24 protein-coding genes are annotated in these 20,846 nt (G+C 58.0%); 4 read left to right on the forward strand and 20 right to left on the reverse strand.

The window, feature by feature from the left end:
- The 16 genes from queE to BMX68_RS03480 all read right to left on the reverse strand — a co-directional run bounded on the left by queE (position 1) and on the right by BMX68_RS03480 (position 13,019).
- Positions 1 to 648 carry a 7-carboxy-7-deazaguanine synthase QueE gene (gene queE, locus BMX68_RS03405; protein ID WP_026013182.1) on the reverse strand — a complete coding sequence of 216 codons (648 nt, stop codon included), beginning with the start codon at positions 646 to 648 and terminating at the stop codon, positions 1 to 3.
- Positions 649 to 812: 164 nt separating this feature from the next.
- Complete coding sequence (gene ybgF / locus BMX68_RS03410) at positions 813 to 1,637, reverse strand: tol-pal system protein YbgF (protein ID WP_026013181.1); 825 nt, start codon at positions 1,635 to 1,637, stop codon at positions 813 to 815.
- 6 nt (positions 1,638 to 1,643) lie between these two features.
- Complete coding sequence (gene pal / locus BMX68_RS03415) at positions 1,644 to 2,141, reverse strand: peptidoglycan-associated lipoprotein Pal (RefSeq protein ID WP_017131996.1); 498 nt, start codon at positions 2,139 to 2,141, stop codon at positions 1,644 to 1,646.
- A gap of 52 nt (positions 2,142 to 2,193) precedes the next feature.
- Complete coding sequence (tolB, locus tag BMX68_RS03420) at positions 2,194 to 3,444, reverse strand: Tol-Pal system beta propeller repeat protein TolB (RefSeq protein WP_017131995.1); 1,251 nt, start codon at positions 3,442 to 3,444, stop codon at positions 2,194 to 2,196.
- Between the two features lie 47 nt (positions 3,445 to 3,491).
- Positions 3,492 to 4,571, reverse strand: coding sequence for a cell envelope integrity protein TolA (gene tolA, locus BMX68_RS03425; protein ID WP_017131994.1), 1,080 nt, complete (start codon positions 4,569 to 4,571; stop codon positions 3,492 to 3,494).
- A complete protein-coding gene (gene tolR / locus BMX68_RS03430; RefSeq protein WP_011063015.1) occupies positions 4,571 to 5,023 on the reverse strand; it encodes a protein TolR in 453 nt (150 codons plus the stop codon). The genes tolA and tolR overlap by 1 nt, the downstream gene beginning before the upstream one ends.
- Positions 5,024 to 5,037: 14 nt before the next feature.
- A complete protein-coding gene (gene tolQ, locus BMX68_RS03435) occupies positions 5,038 to 5,733 on the reverse strand; it encodes a protein TolQ (RefSeq protein ID WP_060782912.1) in 696 nt (231 codons plus the stop codon).
- The gene (gene ybgC, locus BMX68_RS03440; protein WP_017131993.1) at positions 5,723 to 6,190 is read right to left on the reverse strand and encodes a tol-pal system-associated acyl-CoA thioesterase; all 468 of its coding nucleotides are present in this window, start codon (positions 6,188 to 6,190) and stop codon (positions 5,723 to 5,725) included. The genes tolQ and ybgC overlap by 11 nt, the downstream gene beginning before the upstream one ends.
- A gap of 137 nt (positions 6,191 to 6,327) precedes the next feature.
- Positions 6,328 to 7,386: a Holliday junction branch migration DNA helicase RuvB gene (gene ruvB / locus BMX68_RS03445; protein WP_017131992.1), complete on the reverse strand. Its 1,059-nt coding sequence runs from the start codon at positions 7,384 to 7,386 to the stop codon at positions 6,328 to 6,330.
- The gene (gene ruvA / locus BMX68_RS03450; protein WP_017131991.1) at positions 7,387 to 8,013 is read right to left on the reverse strand and encodes a Holliday junction branch migration protein RuvA; all 627 of its coding nucleotides are present in this window, start codon (positions 8,011 to 8,013) and stop codon (positions 7,387 to 7,389) included.
- 115 nt (positions 8,014 to 8,128) lie between these two features.
- Positions 8,129 to 8,653, reverse strand: coding sequence for a crossover junction endodeoxyribonuclease RuvC (ruvC, locus tag BMX68_RS03455; RefSeq protein WP_017131990.1), 525 nt, complete (start codon positions 8,651 to 8,653; stop codon positions 8,129 to 8,131).
- A 146-nt stretch (positions 8,654 to 8,799) separates the two neighbouring features.
- Positions 8,800 to 9,546, reverse strand: a complete 747-nt coding sequence (locus tag BMX68_RS03460) for a YebC/PmpR family DNA-binding transcriptional regulator (protein ID WP_017131989.1) — start codon at positions 9,544 to 9,546, stop codon at positions 8,800 to 8,802.
- A 133-nt stretch (positions 9,547 to 9,679) separates the two neighbouring features.
- Positions 9,680 to 11,455 (reverse strand): aspartate--tRNA ligase, encoded by a 1,776-nt coding sequence (gene aspS / locus BMX68_RS03465; protein ID WP_017131988.1) that lies wholly within the window; start codon positions 11,453 to 11,455, stop codon positions 9,680 to 9,682.
- A 93-nt stretch (positions 11,456 to 11,548) separates the two neighbouring features.
- A complete protein-coding gene (locus BMX68_RS03470) occupies positions 11,549 to 11,770 on the reverse strand; it encodes an FmdB family zinc ribbon protein (protein ID WP_017131987.1) in 222 nt (73 codons plus the stop codon).
- 211 nt (positions 11,771 to 11,981) lie between these two features.
- Positions 11,982 to 12,254 (reverse strand): ribbon-helix-helix domain-containing protein, encoded by a 273-nt coding sequence (locus tag BMX68_RS03475; protein ID WP_017131986.1) that lies wholly within the window; start codon positions 12,252 to 12,254, stop codon positions 11,982 to 11,984.
- A 294-nt stretch (positions 12,255 to 12,548) separates the two neighbouring features.
- Entirely contained in the window at positions 12,549 to 13,019 is a 471-nt protein-coding gene (locus tag BMX68_RS03480; protein ID WP_060782908.1) for a Dps family protein, read from the reverse strand.
- A gap of 443 nt (positions 13,020 to 13,462) precedes the next feature.
- Here BMX68_RS03480 and BMX68_RS26580 point away from each other — a divergent pair, with 443 nt between their 5' ends.
- Complete coding sequence (locus tag BMX68_RS26580; protein WP_017131985.1) at positions 13,463 to 14,065, forward strand: cold-shock protein; 603 nt, start codon at positions 13,463 to 13,465, stop codon at positions 14,063 to 14,065.
- Positions 14,066 to 14,138: 73 nt separating this feature from the next.
- Here BMX68_RS26580 and BMX68_RS03490 read toward each other — a convergent pair whose 3' ends face one another.
- Positions 14,139 to 14,345, reverse strand: coding sequence for a SlyX family protein (locus BMX68_RS03490; protein ID WP_017131984.1), 207 nt, complete (start codon positions 14,343 to 14,345; stop codon positions 14,139 to 14,141).
- Positions 14,342 to 14,773, reverse strand: a complete 432-nt coding sequence (locus tag BMX68_RS03495) for an HIT domain-containing protein (protein ID WP_017131983.1) — start codon at positions 14,771 to 14,773, stop codon at positions 14,342 to 14,344. The genes BMX68_RS03490 and BMX68_RS03495 overlap by 4 nt, the downstream gene beginning before the upstream one ends.
- Before the next feature lie 982 nt (positions 14,774 to 15,755).
- Between BMX68_RS03495 and BMX68_RS03500 the strand changes: the two genes are divergently transcribed.
- Positions 15,756 to 17,099: an OprD family porin gene (locus BMX68_RS03500; protein WP_017131982.1), complete on the forward strand. Its 1,344-nt coding sequence runs from the start codon at positions 15,756 to 15,758 to the stop codon at positions 17,097 to 17,099.
- Between the two features lie 299 nt (positions 17,100 to 17,398).
- Here the strand turns inward: BMX68_RS03500 and BMX68_RS03505 are convergent, their stop codons facing one another.
- Together BMX68_RS03505 and BMX68_RS03510 are read right to left on the reverse strand one after the other, a co-directional pair.
- Positions 17,399 to 18,241, reverse strand: coding sequence for a mechanosensitive ion channel family protein (locus tag BMX68_RS03505; RefSeq protein ID WP_017131981.1), 843 nt, complete (start codon positions 18,239 to 18,241; stop codon positions 17,399 to 17,401).
- A 121-nt stretch (positions 18,242 to 18,362) separates the two neighbouring features.
- On the reverse strand, positions 18,363 to 18,848 hold the full coding sequence (locus BMX68_RS03510; protein WP_017131980.1) for a YajQ family cyclic di-GMP-binding protein: 486 nt from the start codon (positions 18,846 to 18,848) through the stop codon (positions 18,363 to 18,365).
- Between the two features lie 120 nt (positions 18,849 to 18,968).
- Here BMX68_RS03510 and BMX68_RS03515 point away from each other — a divergent pair, with 120 nt between their 5' ends.
- Positions 18,969 to 19,922: a GGDEF domain-containing protein gene (locus BMX68_RS03515; protein WP_017131979.1), complete on the forward strand. Its 954-nt coding sequence runs from the start codon at positions 18,969 to 18,971 to the stop codon at positions 19,920 to 19,922.
- The gene (locus BMX68_RS03520; RefSeq protein WP_017131978.1) at positions 19,922 to 20,839 is read left to right on the forward strand and encodes a putative 2-dehydropantoate 2-reductase; all 918 of its coding nucleotides are present in this window, start codon (positions 19,922 to 19,924) and stop codon (positions 20,837 to 20,839) included. Before BMX68_RS03515 ends, BMX68_RS03520 begins: the two co-directional genes overlap by 1 nt.
- Positions 20,840 to 20,846 lie beyond the last annotated feature (7 nt).

A 20,846-nucleotide genomic window follows, 5' to 3' on the forward strand; every position in this document is an offset into this window, starting at 1 on the left:
TCAGCGCCCCGGCTCATCATTCCATAGATATTTGTGCAATTGCATCTGCAAGCGCACGGGAAGGTTATCCGCCACGATCCAGTCCGCCAGATCTCGGGGCGGCAAGTCGTGATGACTCGGCGAGAACAGCACCTCACCGGCCCGTTTCTCCAGGCCGTATTGGATCAGCTTGGACACCGACCAGTCGTAGTCTTCGCGGGAGCAAATCACGAACTTGACCTGATCATTGGCGGTCAGCCGCTCAATGTTTTCGTAGCGGTTGCGATGCGCCTCCTTGGAGCCCGGCGTCTTCAGATCGACCACGCGGCTGACCCGCGTATCCACCGCCGAGATATCCAGTGAGCCGCTGGTTTCCAAGGAAACCTCATAACCAGCGTCACAGAGCCGCTGGAGTAGCGGTATGACATTGGGCTGGGCCAACGGCTCGCCGCCCGTCACACAGACATAGCGCGGCCGGTAACCGGCAACCTGATCGAGAATGCCGTCCAGCGTCATCAACGTACCGCCGCTGAAGGCGTAGGCGCTGTCGCAGTACTGACAGCGCAGGGGACAGCCCGTCAGGCGCACAAATACTGTCGGCAACCCAGCGGTGCGCGCTTCACCCTGTAACGAGTAAAAAATTTCGGTAATTCTCAATGTGTCTTGCATATTCGCCACGGGCGTAACAGCTAAACAGGCTGTCCGCCTCCGTCAGGCACCGTCATGAACCGGCAATCGCACCGTCCAGAACAGCGTATTTCATAAAAAGGGCAGTAATTCTAACGAAAAAACCCGCGACAAGCGCGGGTTTCTTGATTCAGGTCCTCAACACATCACATGCGCTGTAGGTCCCGTTGAGCCAACTGGGCAGCCGAGGTGCCCGGATACTGGGAAACCACCTGCTGCAAAATGCCCTTCACCTTATCGGTGTGCCCCAGCCGACGCTCTACGTCAGCCAGCTTGTACAGCGAGTCAGGTACCTTGGCATGCTTGGGATACAGCTGGCTGACTTTGGCAAAGGCCTGGCCGGCACCTTGCAAGTCGCCCTTGGCCAGGTTCACTTCACCCAGCCAGTATTGCGCATTGCCTGCGTATTGACTGTTCGGGTATTTGCGCAGAAAGGCGCCGAATGCCTGGCTGGCCTTGTCGAAATCCTTGGCTTTGATCAGGTCGAAAGCAGCGTCGTAGTACAGCTTTTCTTTCGCAGGATCGCCAGATTCACCGCTGGCCGCCGGGGCCAGGGCAGCAGGTGCAGCACCGACGCCGGCATTGACATCGCCACCGCCGGAAGAATTATCAGGCGCCGCAGTCGCCGGAGCGCCGCCACTGCCTATGCGCCGATCAAGATCCTGGTATCGCTCCAGGCTTTCCTGCTTCATGCGCGCTACATCATTTTGCAGAACTTCGATTACGCCTTGTTGCTGCGCAAGTTGTTCCTGCATGCGTTGCAATTGGTTGAACAATTCGCCCTGTGCCGAGACAGGGGCCGAAACCCCTCCCCCGGCATAGGCGCCGTTCGTACCGTAACCCGCAGGAGGATAACTCCCACCGCTATTGTTATAGCCGGAGTTGTTATCGACCACGGGAACCGCAGCCCACGCCGCAAGCGGCATGAGGCTGAGAGCCAATACAGTTACAGCACGACGGCACGTTCGCATGACGAATTACTTACGCAGTTCGACGCGACGGTTTTGAGCCCAGGACTGCTCGTCGTGGCCAGTAGCAACTGGACGCTCTTTACCGTAGGAAACCAATTCCAGCTGAGCTGGGGAAACACCCTGCAGTACCAGGTAGCGCTGAACGGCTTTCGCACGACGCTCGCCCAGTGCCATGTTGTACTCACGAGTACCACGTTCGTCGGTGTTGCCTTCCAGAACGACACGAGCGCCGTTGGCTTTCAGGTCCTTGGCGTGAACGTCCAGCGCACGCATGGCTTCTGGCTTCAGGTCCGAGCTATCGTATTCGAAGTAGAAGGTGGTGATTGCGCGCAGAGCAGCTTCTTCGCTCATCGAGCCATCGACGGCACCGGTGTTAGCGCTGTAACCAGCGTTTGGATCAACAGCGCCTTGACCGGCGTTGTCGCCGCCTTTGGACGAGCAACCTACAGCTACAGCCATGGCCAGAGCCAGCGCAGCAAATTTACCAAACTTCAGCATTTCCATCGTGAAACTCCTAATGAACCCCAGTGTGTTAAGTAAAACGTACAGCGCCGCGTCAGTTCAGGTAAGGGGACCAGGAAGGTTCTCTGACTTCGCCTTGTGCGGTAGGAAGCGGGAGCCTTACGCGTCCGTTGATGGACACGAGCATCAAGACTCCCCGGCCCTGCTGGGCGGTGGCGTAGATTACCATGGTGCCGTTGGGCGCGACAGTAGCTGACTCATCAAGGTTAGTGTCTGTAAGGATTTTTACGCTGCCGCGCTGCAAATCCTGAGCGGCAACTCGGAAATTGGTGAAACCATCCTGACGGTGGATCATCACCAGCGTCTTTTCATCAGCCGACAGTTTCGGGTTGGCATTGTAGTTACCGATAAAGGTCACCCGCTCCGCGCTGCCACCATTGACCTTGGTCTTGTAGATCTGCGGCTTGCCGCCGCGGTCGGAAGTGAAGTACAGCGTCGAGCCATCCTTGCCCCAGAACGGCTCGGTGTTGATGCCCGGACCGCTGGTTACACGGCTGATCTGACGCGAAGCCAGGTTCATCACGTAGATATCCGGGTTGCCGTCCTTGGACAGCACGAACGCCAGGCGCGTGCCATCTGGCGACCAGGCCGGCGCGCCGTTCAGACCTTCAAAGTTGGTGATCTGCTCACGACGACCGGTGTCGATATGCTGGACGAAGATGCGTGGACGCTTCTGTTCGAACGACACATAGGCGATACGCTTGCCGTCCGGCGCAAAACGCGGCGAGAGGATCGGCTCGCGCGATTGCAACAGGGTCACCGCACGCGCGCCGTCATAGTCCGAGCGCTGTAGGGTGTAGCGGGTGTTGTTCACCGAGAAGCGCTCGGCTGTCACGTACAGCATGCGGGTCGAGAACGCGCCCTTGATGCCGGTGAGCTTTTCGAACGACTGGTCGGCGATGTAGTGCGACATATCGCGCAGTTGCTCGGCAGTGCCCGACACGCTGCCGGCCAGCACCTGCTGCTCGGTGGCGACGTTGAACAGCGCATACTGTACCTGCAGGCGACCGCCTGCCGGGACAATGCTGCCGACCATGAGGTACTGGGCGCCCAGGGCCTTCCAGTCACGGTAGATGACTTCGCTGGCCTGGGTCGGCAGGCTGATCATGTTCTGCTTCGGGATCGGCGAGTAGTAACCGGAGTTACGCAGGTCGTCGCCGACAATCTGGGCCATGTCATCCGGCAGCACGCTACCGCCCTGCCAACCGAACGGGACCACCGCAATCGGCGTCGCCCGGTCACTGCCACTGGTAACCAAAATGTTCTTTTCATCTGCTACCGCCATCCCTGCCAGACAGCAGATCACGACAAGCATTCCTCGAAGAAGGTTTCTCACAAGGCTAGATCCTCAGGTGTGAATGTCATCTTGAATGAACGATAAGGAGCGAAGTCGCTCGGTTTCATTCCCTGCATTTCTGTCAAACGACCAATATTCTTGACCGCCGCTACCGCCGATGCGTCAAACGGCCCATCGCCACTGGATTTGGCCACCGAGACCGTGGTCACGGTACCATCCGGCAACATGCCGATCTGCAGCACCACCGTCATCCCTTTACGTGCCGAAGGCGGGCGAGCCCAACCCTCCGCGGCACGGGCGCGAATTAGATCGTCGAAACTGCCCGCGGTTTCATCGCCCTGCTCATCCGCCAGGGCCTGCTGGCGCTGCGGCGTATCGGAAAGCAAATCGGCCAGGGCTTGGGCCTTCTTCTCCTCGGCGGATTTACGCGCGGCATCCTGCGACTTTTTCTTCGCCGCATCGGCCGCTGCTTTCTTCTTCGCGTCTTCGGCGACCTTCTTCTTCGCCTCTTCCGCTTCAGCTTTTTTCTTGGCGTCCTCCGCGGCCTTCTTCTTCGCGTCTTCGACTATCTTTTTCTTCGCTTCCTCAGCCGCCTTTTTCTTGGCCTCTTCTTCAGCGACCTTCTTGGCTTCTTCTTCGGCTTTCTTCTTGGCTATATCAGCCAATTGTTTCTCTTCAACCTTTTTCGCCTCGGCGGCCTTCTTCGCGTCGTCGGCTTTCTTGGCTTCGTCGGCCTTCTTTGCCTCGTCCGCTTTCTTGGCTTCGTCAGCTTTTTTCGCTTCTTCGGTCTTTTGAGCGGCCTCTTCTTTCTTTTTTTCCGCTGCCTTTATCGCTTCCTGCTCGACCTTCTTCTGTTCCATCTGCTCGACTTCGGTCTGGCGCGCGGCGGATTTCTTCGCCTCACCCGCAATCTTCTGATTGGTCTGGGTGGTTGCCTGACTCTTCGATTTCAGTTGGTACAGAGTCGCCTGGACGATGGGCTTGGCCGGCGGCAGTTCCGGAGTCATGGCAAAGCTGGCGAACAACATGCCGAAAATCAGGAGGTGCAAGCCTATCGCCCAGACGCTGGGCCAGAAGTAGCTTTCCGAGGTGGACGGCTCTCGCTGTTGCTGCATCAGGGCGCCTCGGTAATCAAGCCAACATTACCGACCCCTGCTTTTTGCAGACCGCCCATGGCTCCCATGACGGCACCGTAGTCGACGCTTTTGTCGCCACGAATGAAGACCTGGGTGTGCTTGCCGCCCTCGTTGCCGGCGCGAATGATCTTGGTCACGGCGTCGGTCATCTGCGGCAAGGTCATGGCCTTGTCCTGCTGCTTTTCGGTGTCGACTTCACTGCCAAGATTCCAGTAGTAGGTCTTGTCAGCCTTGATCGAAATGGTCAGGACCTGGGTGTTGTTGTCCTGCGGCAAGGCTTCGCTGGAAACCTTGGGCAGATCGACTTTCACGCCCTGGTTGAGCATCGGTGCGGTAACCATGAAGATAACCAGCAATACCAACATCACGTCGATGTATGGCACCACGTTCATCTCGGCAACCGGCTTGCGTTTGTGGCGAACTCGGGCCATGGGGATTTACCTGCTCACTCTTCGCTGGTGTGCACTTTACGGTGCAGGATCGCCTGGAACTCGTCGGCGAAGGTGTAATAACGGCTGATCAGGGTTTCACCGCGGGCGGCAAACCGGTTGTAGGCGATCACCGCCGGAATCGCCGCGAACAGGCCAATGGCGGTGGCGACCAAGGCCTCGGAAATACCGGGAGCAACAGTGGCCAGGGTCGCCTGCTGGGCAGTCGCCAGGCCACGGAAGGAATTCATGATCCCCCAGACGGTGCCGAACAGGCCGATATACGGGCTGACGGAACCCACGGTCGCAAGGAACGGCAGACTCTGCTCGAGTTTTTCCTCCTCGCGGGAAATGGCCACGCGCATGGCACGGGACACGCCTTCCATCACCGCCTCCGGATCGACACCCGATTGCTGGCGCAGACGAGAAAATTCCTTGAAGCCGGCGCGGAAGATCTGCTCGACCCCCGAGTCCGGATCTGGGTTGCTACCGGCCTGACGGTACAACTTGGACAGGTCGATACCCGACCAGAAGCGTTCCTCGAAGCTCTCCAGAGCACGACGACCGGCGCGCAGCAGATTACTGCGCTGAAAAATCATGATCCACGAGGTGACTGAGGCAGCCACCAGGATCAGCATGACCAACTGCACCACGATGCTGGCATTGCTGACCAGACTCCACATGGAGGTATGGTCGACGACGTTAGCTTCCACGCTTTTTCTCCTGCTGTAAGTGAGTACCCGCGCCGCTTGAGTCGGCAAAGGCCGACCGCAAGGCTTCTGGAATGGCCCGGGGTTTCAAACTGTCGGCGCGCACGCACGCCACCAGAAACTGCCCTTCACAGAGCAGTGTTGAATCCGTTGCTCGCCGAACCTGCTGCTTGAAACGCAGGCTCGCTCGGTTCAATTCAATGACATCAGCGCTGACCGACAGCTCGTCGTCCAGTCGCGCCGGCGCGTGGTAACGCGCTTCGCTGGAATGTACGACGAACAGCAGGTTCTCCCCCATCAGCTGCGATTGGGCAAAACCCAGCGCCCTCAGCCGCTCGGTTCGAGCCCGCTCCATGAATTTAAGGTAATTAACGTAATACACGATGCCGCCAGCATCGGTGTCCTCGTAATAAACGCGACAGCGATGTGCGAACGACTGAACCCCGTTTTGCGCGCGCATACTCTAGTGCTTACTCCTCAGGTTGCCAATCCGGCCAGGCAACTGTTTTTCATACTTCCACGACTTTTTGCATAAAGATTTGTGACACGTACCTTCGGACAACGCAAACATCGAATAAATCAGCCTCGGTCTTGCCTTTACTCGTCCAGCGCATCAAGAAACCCGTCTGCTACGGGCATTTCACCTAAACGTGAGGGAATGTTCAAACCGAAGTGCAAATACGCGTGCCGGGTGACCACCCGCCCACGGGAAGTACGCATGATGTAGCCCTGTTGGATCAGGTAGGGTTCGAGCACATCCTCGATGGTGTGCCTTTCCTCGCTGATCGCCGCCGCGAGGCTGTCCACCCCCACCGGGCCACCGTCGAACTTCTCGATCATGGTCAACAACAGACGTCGGTCCTGGTGATCGAAACCGTGCTCGTCGACATCCAGCAGGTTCAGCGCCAGGTCAGCGACCGCCTTGGTAATATGCCCCTTGGCCCGCACCTCGGCGAAATCACGGACTCGCCGCAATAATCGGTTGGCGATCCGCGGCGTACCGCGCGCGCGCCGAGCGATCTCGAAAGCCCCCTCGGGATCCAGCGGCAACCCGAGAATCCCAGCCGAACGACTGACGATGGTCGCCAGATCCGCGGTGCTATAGAACTCAAGACGCTGCACGATACCGAAGCGGTCACGCAACGGATTGGTCAACATACCCGCGCGAGTGGTCGCCCCTACCAGGGTGAACGGCGGCAAATCCAGCTTGATCGACCGTGCGGCCGGGCCTTCGCCGATCATGATATCGAGCTGAAAGTCCTCCATCGCCGGATACAATACCTCCTCGACAATCGGCGACAGGCGGTGGATTTCGTCGATGAAGAGCACATCGTGGGGCTCGAGATTGGTCAGTAGCGCCGCCAGGTCGCCCGCCCGTTCCAACACCGGTCCGGACGTGCTCTTGATCGATACCCCCATCTCCTGGGCGATGATATTGGCCAGGGTAGTCTTGCCCAACCCCGGCGGCCCGAAGATCAAGGTGTGGTCAAGGGACTCGTTGCGGCCCCGGGCCGCCTGGATAAACAGCTCCATCTGCTCCTTGACCGTGGGCTGACCGATGTACTCGGCCAGGCTCAGCGGACGAATTGCCCGGTCCTGGACCTCCTCGCGGTCGCGCCCGCCGGAGGCGGTTATCAAACGATCGGCTTCAATCACTTAAATCATTCCCTTCAGGGCGCGGCGAATCATATCTTCGCTGCTCAAGCCTTTCTCTTTGATGGCAGACACCGCCTTGCTGGCTTCCTGTGGCTTGTAGCCCAGGGAAATCAGTGCGCTGACCGCATCCGTCTCGGCACTCGCAACCGGCACCGGCACCGGCACCGGCGGCGAGCCATCCGGCTGGTTGGGCACCAACGCAAACATGCTCGGCACGGTTTCCCAAGCCTTGAAGCGGTCCTTGAGCTCGACCAGCAGACGCTCGGCGGTCTTCTTGCCGACCCCCGGCACCTTGACCAAGGCCGAAGTATCCTGGGCCGACACGCAACGTACCAGCTCATCAACCTCCAGGCTGGACATCAACGCCAGCGCCAGCTTGGGTCCGACACCATTCAGGCGGATCAGCTCGCGAAAGAAGTCACGCTCGCGCTTGCCGACAAAGCCATAGAGTAACTGGGCATCCTCGCGCACGACCAAATGGGTGTGCAGCGTCAGCGGTTCGCCGACCGACGGCAGACGATAGAGCGTGGTCATCGGGACCTCCAGCTCATAGCCGAGTCCATTCACATCCAGGATAAGGTGCGGCGGCTGTTTTTCAGCCAGGGTACCGCGCAAGCGTCCAATCACGTATCAGATCCTTATTTCCGGCCAGGCCAGGGGGCTGATGAACAGGCCGATAGACCTGCCATCATCCGGCAGGACACGCTATCGGCAAGCAAAATTGTTTAAGCTGATGATGCTATCAGAGACGCAGGCGACCGCCACGAGCCCGTGCCGCCCCCAATCCATGGGACAACAGGCTCGAACGCGTGTGTGCATGGCACAAGGCGATCGCCAACGCATCCGAGGCGTCGACCTGCGGCTTGCTGGTCAACTTGAGCAAGTGCATCACCATCATCATCACCTGTTCCTTGTTCGCGCCGCCCGTACCGGCCACCGCCTGCTTGACCTGCGTCGCCGTGTACTCGGCAATCTCCAGGTTCTCTTCGGCCCCGGCGACAATCGCCGCGCCACGCGCCTGGCCGAGCTTGAGCGCCGAATCGGGGTTCTTTGCCATGAACACCTTTTCGATGCCCATGGTCACCGGCTCATAGGTCTGGATCACCTCCCGCACACTGCGGTAGACCACTTGCAACCGCTCGCGCAGCTCACCACTGCCGGTGCGAATGCACCCCGACGCCACATAGACACAGCCACGCCCAGTGTCGCGTACCACACCGTAACCGGTAATTCGCGACCCTGGATCGATACCAAGAATAAGAGTCATAACGCCTGCGGTTTAATCGAGAAAGCCTGCCAATGACGCCTAGTATCTACTGTATATGCATGCAGGTCGATAGCGTGTCGCCCAGAGGACGCCAGTCCTTTGCGCTGCAACGGGAGACGCCCCTGTCAGACAGGAGCGTAAGTCGGTCAGCCGAGCTGTTCCAGCACAGCCTCGGGAATTTCCGCGTTGGAGTAGACGTTTTGCACATCATCCAGGTCTTCGAGCATGTCGATCATTTTCAGGACCTTCTCCGCACCTTCGAGATCGAGTTCGGCACTGGTGGTCGCCAGCATGACGATTTCCGCATCGCCGGCCTTGAACCCAGCAGCCTCCAAGGCGTTACGCACCGCGTAGAAACCGGAAAACGAAGTGAAGACATCGATCGAACCATCTTCATTGGTCACCACGTCGTCGGCATCAGCCTCCATCGCAGCTTCCATCAGCGCATCTTCGTCGACGCCCAGCGCGAAGGATATCTGCCCCTTGCGCTCGAACAGATAGGCCACCGAGCCGTCGGTGCCGAGGTTGCCGCCACATTTGCTGAAGGCATGACGCACGGCGGCGGCGGTACGATTGCGGTTATCGGTCATGCATTCGACCATCACCGCCACACCGCCCGGACCGTAACCTTCATAGCTCAGTTCGACCATGTCGTCGGTGTCGGCGGCGCCGGCACCGCGGGCCACGGCGCGGTCGATGATGTCGCGACTCATGTTCGCACCCAAGGCCTTGTCCAGGGCCAGGCGCAAGCGTGGATTGGAGCCCGGCTCAGCACCACCCTGCCGGGCGGCAACAGTCAGCTCGCGAATCCACTTGGTGAAGATCTTGCCCTTCTTGGCATCCTGACGTTCTTTGCGGTGCTTGATGTTCGCCCACTTGGAATGACCCGCCATAACTTGCTCCGATGCTCTTTGAAAAATTGCCTTGAAACATTGCCCGCCACGCAATCAATACGGGTTGGCAAGCGAAATTTTCGACCCTATATAAAGAAAGGGCGCATCCAAGGATGCGCCCGCAAGCACCGAGTTACTCGGCCTTGGGTGTTTCACGCAGGCGAATGTGCAGCTCGCGCAACGCCTTGGCGTCCACCAGGCCCGGTGCCTGGGTCATGACACAGGCCGCGCTCTGGGTTTTCGGGAAGGCGATCACTTCGCGGATCGATTGGGCACCAGTCATCAGCATCACCAGACGGTCGAGGCCGAAAGCCAGACCACCGTGGGGTGGAGCACCGTATTTCAGCGCATCGAGCAGGAAGCCGAACTTCTCTTCCTGTTCCGCTTCACTGATACCCAGCAGACGGAACACCGCCTGTTGCATTTCCTTACGGTGGATACGGATCGAACCGCCGCCTAACTCGGTGCCGTTCAGGACCATGTCGTAGGCGCGGGACAGCGCGGCGGCAGGGTTGGCCTGCAACTCTTCGGGCGAGCACTTCGGCGCGGTGAACGGATGATGCAAGGCGGTGAAGCTGCCGTCTTCGTTCTCCTCGAACATCGGGAAGTCGACGACCCACAGCGGCGCCCACTCGCTGGTCAGCAGCTCGAGGTCGTGACCGATCTTGATCCGCAGCGCGCCCAGGGCCTCGCTGACGATCTTGGCCTTGTCGGCACCGAAGAACACGATATCGCCATCGACCGCGCCGACGCGATCGAGGATCACGTTAAGGTTGGCCTCGGGGATGTTCTTGACGATCGGCGATTGCAGGCCTTCCACGCCCTTGGCGCGTTCGTTGACCTTGATGTACGCCAGGCCCTTGGCACCATAGATACCGACGAACTTGGTGTAGTCATCGATCTTGCTGCGCGGCATGCTCGCCGCACCGGGGACACGCAAGGCGGCCACGCGGCATTTCGGGTCGTTGGCCGGGCCGCTGAACACCTTGAATTCAACGTCCTTGAGCTGGTCGGCGACGTCCACCAGTTCCAGCGGGATACGCAGGTCCGGCTTGTCGGAGCCATAACGGCGCATGGCCTCGTCCCACGTCATGTGCGGGAACTCGCCGAACTCCTGACCCAACACTTCCTTGAATAAGTTGCGAATCATGCCTTCGGTCAGGCCCATGATGTCTTTTTCATCGAGGAAGCTGGTCTCGATGTCGATCTGAGTGAATTCCGGCTGGCGGTCGGCACGCAGGTCTTCGTCGCGAAAACACTTGGCGATCTGGTAGTAACGGTCGAAGCCGGCCACCATCAGCAGTTGCTTGAACAACTGCGGCGATTGCGGCAGGGCAAAGAAGCTGCCGGCATGGGTACGGCTCGGTACCAGATAGTCACGAGCGCCTTCTGGCGTCGCACGGGTCAGGATCGGTGTCTCGACGTCGAGAAAACCGTTTTCGTCCAGGTAACGACGGATGCTGGTGGTCATGCGCGAACGCAGGCGCAGCTTCTCGGCCATTTCCGGGCGACGCAGATCGATAAAGCGATAGCGCAGGCGGGTTTCTTCGCCGACATCGGAGTACTCGTTGAGCGGAAACGGCGGGGTTTCCGCTTCGTTCAGCACTTCCAGCTCGTAACCGAGCACTTCGATTGCACCGGAGGCCATGTTGGCGTTACCGGCACCGGCTGGGCGCAGGCGCACCTTGCCGGTGATCTTCACCACGTACTCACTGCGCACACGATCGGCGGCGGCAAAGGTGTCGGCACGATCCGGGTCGAAGACCACCTGGGCCAGACCTTCGCGATCACGGATATCGAGGAAAATCACCCCGCCATGGTCACGACGACGGTGGACCCATCCGCAAAGGGTGACTTCCTGGCCTTCAAGACTCTCGTTCAGTTGGCCGCAATAATGGCTGCGCATCATGGTCGTGGTTTCACTTCTCGTAATTCGAATTCGGTGAGGTCTTGCGCACCGTAGTACCTGTAGCGCGCAAGAGCCTGCTCGTGTGATTCATTTTCAGTCGGCTTTGTCGCCACCGGCCAGGTTTTTCTTGGCGCCGGTCTTGAAATCGGTCTCGTACCAACCGCTACCGCCGAGGCGGAAACCGGGCATCGAAAGCATCTTTTTCAACGCTGGCGCCTGGCAGGCCGGGCAATCGACCAGAGGGGCGGCGCTGATTTTCTGAATGGCTTCCAACTGATGAGCACAGGAAGCGCATTGGTAGTCGTACATGGGCATGGGGCATCTCGACAATCAGATAACGACATCACTGCTGCCCGAGCCCAGAGTCGGGCCATGCAGCAAAGAGCGGGATTATATCCGTTAAATCGAGGCTTTGCAGCCGTATGACCGACCGTCCCGCTCAGTGTATTCGCCAAATACCGACAGGCGCCTCCTTTCAAGACATTCTACAAGCTGAACGCCAGAGCGGGACGCCTCTCACCCGCAATCAGGCCGAACGGTGCAAACCACCCGATGTCAAAAGATGCACCATGCAGACCACACGAATCAAACCACTGAAATTCTTTACCCCTCCATAACGCAGATGTACCTCCATATCGACATTGGAAAGCAGCGCATTGACCGTGCACTGGTTGATGCCGGCCATGTCGGACAACACTTTCCAATACACCTCCTCCAAGCGCAGACAGGTTGCAAACCCATTCAGGCGAACCGATCGCGATACCGGTTTTGCCAATCCGATATCAAACTCCAGCAACATGGGTTCCGTCCTGGCTTTACGAAACAAACCAGTCTCCCCCACACACTGACTTAACTGCACCATCTTCCTCGCACTCCGTCGCTACATGCCTTTGAATAAAGACATTCCTGGAAAATCTCTTTTACATAAAACATTAAGCAAAAGTTCTTATCCAGCGGACCGGACCATGAAAACCGTAGGATGAGGCAACCAGAAAATGCAGAACAGCGACGCGAGCCGGCAGGAACGGCATGCCCGCACACACCTGGCAATCGCACGAATGAAGCCACAAGGACCTCATCCGCGCGCCAAGCCTCAGCCTTCCAGCAGGGCTCGCAACATCCAGGCGGTTTTCTCATGCACCTGCATGCGCTGAGTCAGCAGATCGGCGGTGGGTTCGTCGCTGACCTTCTCCAGCAGTGGAAATATGCCACGCGCCGTGCGGGTCACCGCTTCCTGGCCCTGTACCAACTGCCGGATCATTTCCTCGGCACTCGGCACGCCTTCCTCCTCCTTGATCGAGGACAGGCGGGCATAAGTTGAATAAGTGCCTGGCGCGGGGAATCCCAACGCGCGGATTCGCTCGGCAATCGAATCCACCGCCAGTGCCAGCTCGTTATATTGTTCTTCAAACATCAAATGCAGGGTCCGAAACATTGGGCCGCTGACATTCCAGTGGAAGTTATGGGTCTTCAGATAAAGTACATAAGTATCCGACAGCAGGCGGGAAAGACCTTCAACAATAGACTTGCGGTCTGCTTCGCTGATACCGATATCAATAGCCATATGAGTCCCTTTGATGTGATTGAGATAACCCGTGAAGGTGTCGGACCACTCTAGCAAGAGTCCGTGCCCCGTGCAGCCCTGGCGTCACCTGCCCCGTGCGACAAATCCGCCTTGCCCGCCCATAGCTTGCGCCAGCTATGCAAGAACAGTCCGAACGCCCATCACCCGCTCGTCGCGGCTCGAACCACTGACCTGCAGGTGTCTAGGACAGGCCTCTGCTCGCCTCTTGCGACATGCACCCAAAAAGTCCGGCGATACCGCTCAAACCGTTAATTTGAGAAGGCCCTGGCTTTGCTGTTAAATAGAGGTTGTGTCGTCGCGCCGGATATCGGCAGCGACGCATAGGCTGACAGGCTTGCGTGCTCACCGCCTCACCTTTTTTCAGAAGCGAACCGCTCGTCGTCAGCTCTTCCTTGCGATCTATCTTGAGTGAGTTAATCAAAATGTTAAAAATCGTCCATCTGATAACGGGCGCTGTCGCCCTGCTGCTGTCCTTTATACCTAGCCTGCGATCCGAAGCCGTGCCTTACCTGCAACAACCCGATGCGCTTTACCTGGCATTCTTCGGCTTGCTCAACCTCATCCTGGCTCCGGTCATTCCTTACTGGAACAAGGGTCCACGTCACCAGGTGCAGAATCTGGTCAGCGTCCTGCTGATCCTCGCCGTTGCCCTACAGATCCTGGTACTGCTCGCCCCCCTGCCGATGATCGGCAGCCAGCCCGCCGTACTGTTGAGCCTGGTAGCCGCAGTGGCGGCTGTGTCTATGCACCTGGCCGTGAGTTTCTACAGATCTTCACCCGCTGCGGTTTCACACAACTACGATATGAGCAATCGCGATACCGGCACCGTGAAATGGTTCAACACCTCCAAGGGTTTCGGCTTTATCTCGCGGGATTCCGGTGATGATATTTTCGTACACTTTCGCGCCATTCGTGGCGAAGGCCATCGCGTCTTGGTCGAAGGCCAGCGCGTCGAGTTCTCGGTGATGAACCGCGACAAGGGCCTGCAAGCTGAAGATGTGATCGCTGCGTTGCCGCGTCGCTGATCGGGTCTGAAAAAACCGCGATGCCGTTTGACGGCGCGCGGTTTTTTTATGCCCGAAGACTGGCACGTCACCGTCAATAGTGCGGCGGTGGCGCTTCCTCTTCGGACGACTCGAATTGCCCGATCATTTCCTCATGGCGTTTGAGCAGGGCCGTCATCTGCAATTGCAAGCGCTCCACCACGCGCTGCTGCATCACCAGCACATCGTTCAGCGACTGGATGGTGTCATCCTGAAAGGCCAATCGGGTTTCCAGTTCGGTCACGCGTTCTTCAAGACTCATGACTGCGCCTGCACATAAGAGAAACCCTCGGCCAGCGCTGTGCGCAACCGTTCGCGAATCTGCGCGACCTGCGCATCGGCATAGGGCCGCGCCGGATGTTTGCCCCACACCGGAGCTGGCCACGCGGCATCACTGCACCGACGAACGATGACGTGCATATGCAGTTGGCTGACCACATTACCCAACGTCGCAACATTCAACTTGTCCGCCTCGAAAACCTGCTTGAGCACCTGCGCAAACGCGGTGGTTTCACGCCACAACTGCTCCTGGTCAGCCGCCTCCAGTTGAAATAGCTCGCTGATATCCGCACGCTTGGGCACCAGAATGAACCAAGGATAATTCGAATCATTGGATAACAGCAGACGACACAACGCAAAGTCGCCCATCGGCAAAGTGTCTTGTTGAAGACGCGAATCGAGAACGAACACCGTACACACTCCTGCTTGACTGATTTTCCCGTCCGAGGCGACAAACCGACAACACCTTCGCCCGGCAACAGACCATGAGGATACGCGCCTTCAACTGCCAGTTCACCGCCAAGCAATCGGAGAATAGCAAACGGATTATCGCCTCCTTCCGCACGCCAAAGTAAAACACCGGCTCACGATACGCACCATTCCAGACTCCAGGCGCACCTTTTTTACCCATCAATGGACAAAAGACCGGCGCTTGCAATCAACAACCTATCTGTTCCTGAAACCCTCCCCGACCTGCGATATCGGCCCAGCCTGATCTGATAACCGGAGCACCCGACCAGAATCGATCGACCACACAAACAGAAAAAACCTACAAGCCTTTTTGCACCAAAATCGCATAAGGCGGCTACTATCGGTGCATCTTTTTTACCCGTCGATCACCCAATCCGCAGTGTGGACCGGTAACGTTTTACCTTTGTGCACAGAACCAACTAATTAGCAACACAAGAAAAAGCAAAACGTCAAGCACCATGAGAAACGGATTTCACCCCAGTTCTCACAAGGGTTTCGGCGCGACAAGACCGTCAACAAAATATTTTCTGGTTTTTTTCAACTTTGTGCATGCTTGTTGCTTTACTCCTCCCATAGTCGCTATAGAGAGCCTGATCGGACGCTGAAGCTCCCGCGACAAGGTAACAATGCAAGACGCTGTGACCATGGACAGTTCAATCCTTGAACATGAGGCTTTCTTATCTATGCTCAAGCATTCGACAGCGCTGAAGTTGTGCCGCTGGTTACGTAAGGTTGTGAATTTACGACATGAACCAAGCTTTTTGCGACATGCTCGTAAAGAAGTCGCAAGGATAGATGGGCAAGTGTCGCCAATATGGTCAGCGTGATATAAGTTTGCGCCGACACAAAAAGAAAGAGCCGTCCAGATAAAAACACAAGTGGGACGGCAATAATCTTCCTAAAACCAAAGGAGCAAATCACGATGCGCGTGATGAAGTGGAGCATGATCGCCTTGGCTGTAGCAGCAGGCACATCGCAGTTCGCAATGGCGTCCTCTCAGAGCGATTCGAAAGGCTTTCTTGAAGACCAGAGCCTGAAGCTCAAAACCCGTTTTGAGTACATGAATCGCGACTACAGGAATGGCGCCGGTAACGTTGCCAAAAAAGATGGCAGCCCAGGTTATGAAAGCGGTTATCGCCAGGACAGCGGCATCAGCACCCTGCTGAATTATGAATCGGGCTTCACCCAAGGCACCGTCGGTTTCGGCCTTGACGCCATGGCGATGGGCTCGCTCAAAACAGATGGCGGCTCGGGCCGGCGCGGCAATGGCCTGTTTGCCAACGACTCCGATGGTAATCCGGAAGACTCTCAAAGCAAGATTGGTGGCGCGGTCAAAGTCCGCTTGTCGGATACCGTCCTGAAATACGGTCAGCAGTTCGTGGCTAGTCCGGTATTCGCTACCGATGACAGCCGCTTGCTGCCAGAAGTTGCCACCGGCACCTTGATCACCAGCAAGGAAATCAAGGGTCTTGAGGTCAGCGCGGGTCGCTTCACCTCCCTGAGCAAACAAACCGGTATGGGCAGAGACAGCATCGGTGGCCTCCCTGATGAAAATGGTAACGGCGCCAAGGGCCTGACCTATATCAATATCTTCGGTGCCAGCTATGCCTTCACCGACAACTTCACCGGCACACTGGCTGCATCCGAGGCTGATGACTACTTCAGGAAGCAGTACCTCAACCTGAACTACACCCTGCCGATCAATGACAACCAATCGCTGAACCTCGACCTCAACGGCTATAAAACCGAGGGCAAAAAACGTGGTGACCTGGTTGATGCGATCGGCGACGGCACTACCGGCGTAGACAACAATTTGTGGAGCCTGGCGGCGGCCTACAGCATCGGCGCCCATAAATTCACCATCGCTCACCAGCGCTCCAGCGGCGACAACGCCTACTACTACGGCGTTGACGGTAATAGCACCGTGTTCGTGGCGAACTCCATCCAGATCTCCGACTTCGTGGGCCGTGAGGAACGCTCCTGGCAAGCGCGCTACGACCTGAACATGAAAACCTACGGCGTACCCGGCCTGACCTTCATGGCTCGTTTTGTCAGAGGTGACAACATCGAGACCAATGGCCTGGGTGAAGGCAAGGAGAACGAGTTCAACTTCGAGAGCAAGTACGTCATGCAGGAAGGCCCGGCAAAAAATCTGTCCTTCCGCCTGCGTAGCGCCGTGTATCGCTCCAACGGTGCGTACAATAACTACAGCGCAGACAACAATGATGTTCGTGTCATCATTGAGTACCCGCTGAGCATCTTGTAAGAGAGATGTAACAGCACGATTCAAAAGCTTTACGCATGTAAAAAAGCCGTCTACCCGAACAGGTAGACGGCTTTTTTATGTATCAGGAAAGGTGGCGGAGCAAATAAGATAGGAAGCTAGTTAATAGCTAAGCAACATTATCCTCGGCAAACAACAAACAGCAAAAAAAGCACACTGTTTAGCGCGACAAACCACGCAGCAACGTCGCCGACCGCCTGCACGGTTCGTATCGGCGGCTCAACTGATTGGCATCAGCCATCAATAGCCACTTCATCCGACACCGAATAGCCGACGACTGTTTATTTCGTCGGGGCTTCCTGCATCACCCGAATCACCCGCTGCGGAAACGGAATATCGATCCCCGCCGCCTTCAGACGATCCCGCGCATGTTCGTTGAACATGAACATCAAGTCCCAGTAATCAGCAGTCTTGACCCACACTCGCAGGGAAACGGTGATCGAACTGTCACCCAAGGCCGAAACCACCGCCGCTGGTGCCGGATCAGCCAGCACGCGCTCATCCTTGGCCAGCGTCAACAAGACCTCGCGGGCCTGTTGCAAGTCAGCTTCGTAATCCACTCCCACATCAAACACCACCTTGCGAGTGGCCTGACGGTTGGTGTTGGTGATGATGCCGTTCGACAGATTACCGTTAGGCACAATGACCGTCTGGTTATCGCCGGTCCGCAAGACGGTGTGGAAAATCTGGATGCTGTCCACCGTCCCGCTGACCCCTTGGGCCGTGATCCAGTCACCGATGCGAAACGGCCGGAACATCAGGATCAGCACGCCACCGGCAAAGTTCGCCAGGCTGCCCTGCAACGCCAGGCCAATGGCCAGGCCGGCGGCACCGATCGCCGCGACAAACGAGGTGGTCGCCACGCCGATCATCGATGCGACGCTGATACTGAGCAAGATCTTGAGGGCAATATTGGCCAGGCTGCTGATAAAGCCCTGCAGTGCCAGGTCGGCATTGCGCAGTGCCAGCAACTTGCCTAGCTTGCCGGTCAGCTTGTTGATCAACCACCAACCCACGGCCAAGGTGATGATCGCCAGCAGCACGCGGCTGCCGTATTCCATGATCATCGGAATCCAGGCCTGGGAGGCCTTGATAAGGTGATCCACTTCAGCGTTCAGATCCATTGTTCTCTCCTATTACCATGCGACGGTTCGGCGAAACGACAGGGGCTCGAACACTCAATCGTTTGCGCCGTACCTGGGCCCTCCGACGCCAATAACCGCCAGAGGTTCCTTGGCAACTCAATCAGTCGCGGAAGTTGTTGAATTGCAGCGGTCTATCGAACTCCTTGATCCGCAAGTTAGCAATCGCCTCTTGCAGATCATCACGTTTCTTACCGGTCACACGGACCTGCTCACCCTGGATGGCCGCCTGCACTTTGAGCTTGGCTTCCTTGATGTGCGCCACAATCTTCTTCGCCATCTCCTTGTCGATGCCTTCCCTGAAGGTCGCTTCCTGTTTCATCAGCTTACCGGAAGCATAGGCGTCCTTGACTTCCAGGCACCTCACATCGATCTTGCGCTTGGTCAGGGCCATACGCAGGATTTCCAGCATCGCCTCCAACTGGAACTCAGCTTCGGCCGTCATGTTGACGGTCAGCTCTTTTTCCTTGAACTCGAAAGAACCTTTGCCCTTGAGATCATAACGGCGGTCCAGCTCCTTGACGGCGTTCTCGACGGCGTTGGTGACTTCGTGTTTGTCCAGTTCAGATACCACGTCGAACGACGGCATGTCATTTCTCCAAAATTATGCCAGGCACGGCTCGATACCGATGGAGCGCACCCGGTTTGACGGTTAAAATCCACGAGCAGTATAACGGTTCTTAGTACTCATTCACTTGCGAGCCACGCCATGCCTAATCCGGATCTGAGCATTTTGCTGGTGAGTGACGACCATCTGGTAAGCAGCGCCTTTGGCGCCAGTCTGCAACGCGCCGGTTATCAGGATATCCGCCAGGCCAACGACATCGTCCTGGCGCTGGAGCAAATCGACCAGCGTGCGGTCAGCGTGCTGGTCTGCGCCGCAAGCGCTGGCTTGAAGCTGGCGACGAAGGTCAGGCAGCGCGACGAGATGAACGATCACGCTACCTACGTGCTCCTCATCAGCTCCGAATCGCCGCTCTCCTTGCTCGACGATGCCTCGGACAACGATATCGACGACCTGATCGCCCCCGAGGACATCGAGCGCCTGCTGCTGACCCGCGTTCTGGCTGCCGACCGCCAATGCAGCACCCTGCAGCGACTGCGCCAGGAGAACCGCCTGCTGCGCCAGAACATCGCCAGCCTCGAACAACGCAATCTCGTCGATGCCTTGACCGGCCTCGGCAACGCTCGCTATCTGCGCCAGAAACTGACCGACAGCCTGCGCCAGGTGCAGGCTCGTGGCGGCGCCATTTGTTACCTGCTGATCGGCGTGCAGCAGGCCAATGAGTTGCAACGCAAGTACGGCAATGACTTCTATGACGAACTGCTGCAAGGTATCGCCCGGCGCCTGCAGCAACTGGTACGTCCGCTGGATATGCTGGCGCGCCTGGACGACCAGCACTTCGTGCTGATGACCCTGCCAGCCGACCTTCAGGACTGCGCGCCCAGCAGCTTCAAGCGCCTGTATGACGGACTGAACCTCAAGCCCTTCATGACCACCGCCGGACCGGTGGAACTCAAGGCTGGCGTCAGCCTGGTGGGCCTGGACAGCAAATGCCTCCCACTGGACCAGCAAACCCTGTTCGACGAAGCCGATCGGCTGCTGGCCGAATCCTATGCCGATGGTGTGGTCAGCGCCAAGCGCCTGCCGGCCCGCGATTGATGGCCACCACCTGGCACGTCCTCGGTGCCGGTAGCCTGGGCAGCCTGTGGGCTGTCCGCCTGGCACGCGTGGGGTTGCCCGTCACGCTGATCCTGCGAGACCCGGCGCGATTGGCTGCCTACCGCGCCAGCGGCGGTCTGACCCTGGTCGAACAGGGTCAGGAGCAACAGATTGCCATTCCAGCTCAGACCGTTGACGCCGCCGAGCCCATTAGCCGGCTGCTGGTCGCCTGCAAGGCCTATGATGCGCAATCGGCCGTGGCCCGACTGGCCCCGCGCCTGGCCGAGAATGCCGAACTGATCCTGCTACAGAACGGCCTGGGCAGCCAGGATGCCGTCGCTACGCTGGTGCCCAAGGCTCGCTGCCTCTTTGCCTCCAGCACCGAGGGAGCCTTTCGCGACGGCGACTGGCGAGTCGTGTTTGCCGGGCACGGCTTTACCTGGCTGGGAGATATTGCCCACCCCCAACCGCCCTATTGGCTCGACGATCTGCTCCTGGCCGGTATTCCCCATGAATGGCAGACCCAGATCCTCACCCCGCTCTGGCGCAAGCTGGCGCTCAATTGCGCCATCAACCCGTTGACGGTGCTGTATGGTTGCCGTAACGGCGACCTGCGCGATCACCACTGTGAAGTAGCCACCCTCTGCGGCGAACTGAAGGAACTGCTGGAGCACTGCGGCCAACCCGCAGCCGCACAGGACCTGCACGACGAAGTGACACGGGTCATCCAGGCCACGGGGGCGAATTACTCCTCCATGTATCAGGATGTCGCCCATGGCAGGCGCACGGAAATCAGCTACCTACTGGGTTACGCCTGCGAAGCGGCCAAACGCCATCATTTGAACCTGCCCCACCTGAATCAACTGCGCGACCGTCTGATCGCGCACCTTGCCGCCCATGGATTGCCCGGTACCTGAGTAAACC

Source organism: Pseudomonas agarici (assembly GCF_900109755.1).
Taxonomy (GTDB): Bacteria; Pseudomonadota; Gammaproteobacteria; order Pseudomonadales; family Pseudomonadaceae; genus Aquipseudomonas; species Aquipseudomonas agarici.

Bases quoted from the DNA above. Each gene is read 5' to 3' on its own strand.
- ybgC (WP_017131993.1), bottom strand. From the start codon at position 6,190: ATGCGCGCGCAAAACGGGGTTCAGTCGTTCGCACATCGCTGTCGCGTT.
- BMX68_RS03460 (WP_017131989.1), bottom strand. From the start codon at position 9,546: ATGGCGGGTCATTCCAAGTGGGCGAACATCAAGCACCGCAAAGAACGT.
- ybgF (WP_026013181.1), bottom strand. From the start codon at position 1,637: ATGCGAACGTGCCGTCGTGCTGTAACTGTATTGGCTCTCAGCCTCATG.
- pal (WP_017131996.1), bottom strand. From the start codon at position 2,141: ATGGAAATGCTGAAGTTTGGTAAATTTGCTGCGCTGGCTCTGGCCATG.
- BMX68_RS26580 (WP_017131985.1), top strand. From the start codon at position 13,463: ATGTTAAAAATCGTCCATCTGATAACGGGCGCTGTCGCCCTGCTGCTG.
- queE (WP_026013182.1), bottom strand. From the start codon at position 648: ATGCAAGACACATTGAGAATTACCGAAATTTTTTACTCGTTACAGGGT.
- BMX68_RS03470 (WP_017131987.1), bottom strand. From the start codon at position 11,770: ATGCCCATGTACGACTACCAATGCGCTTCCTGTGCTCATCAGTTGGAA.
- BMX68_RS03480 (WP_060782908.1), bottom strand. From the start codon at position 13,019: ATGGCTATTGATATCGGTATCAGCGAAGCAGACCGCAAGTCTATTGTT.
- BMX68_RS03515 (WP_017131979.1), top strand. From the start codon at position 18,969: ATGCCTAATCCGGATCTGAGCATTTTGCTGGTGAGTGACGACCATCTG.
- aspS (WP_017131988.1), bottom strand. From the start codon at position 11,455: ATGATGCGCAGCCATTATTGCGGCCAACTGAACGAGAGTCTTGAAGGC.
- tolR (WP_011063015.1), bottom strand. From the start codon at position 5,023: ATGGCCCGAGTTCGCCACAAACGCAAGCCGGTTGCCGAGATGAACGTG.
- BMX68_RS03510 (WP_017131980.1), bottom strand. From the start codon at position 18,848: ATGCCGTCGTTCGACGTGGTATCTGAACTGGACAAACACGAAGTCACC.
- BMX68_RS03520 (WP_017131978.1), top strand. From the start codon at position 19,922: ATGGCCACCACCTGGCACGTCCTCGGTGCCGGTAGCCTGGGCAGCCTG.
- BMX68_RS03475 (WP_017131986.1), bottom strand. From the start codon at position 12,254: ATGTTGCTGGAGTTTGATATCGGATTGGCAAAACCGGTATCGCGATCG.
- BMX68_RS03505 (WP_017131981.1), bottom strand. From the start codon at position 18,241: ATGGATCTGAACGCTGAAGTGGATCACCTTATCAAGGCCTCCCAGGCC.
- tolB (WP_017131995.1), bottom strand. From the start codon at position 3,444: ATGGCGGTAGCAGATGAAAAGAACATTTTGGTTACCAGTGGCAGTGAC.
- BMX68_RS03500 (WP_017131982.1), top strand. From the start codon at position 15,756: ATGCGCGTGATGAAGTGGAGCATGATCGCCTTGGCTGTAGCAGCAGGC.
- ruvC (WP_017131990.1), bottom strand. From the start codon at position 8,653: ATGACTCTTATTCTTGGTATCGATCCAGGGTCGCGAATTACCGGTTAC.
- tolA (WP_017131994.1), bottom strand. From the start codon at position 4,571: ATGCAGCAACAGCGAGAGCCGTCCACCTCGGAAAGCTACTTCTGGCCC.
- BMX68_RS03490 (WP_017131984.1), bottom strand. From the start codon at position 14,345: ATGAGTCTTGAAGAACGCGTGACCGAACTGGAAACCCGATTGGCCTTT.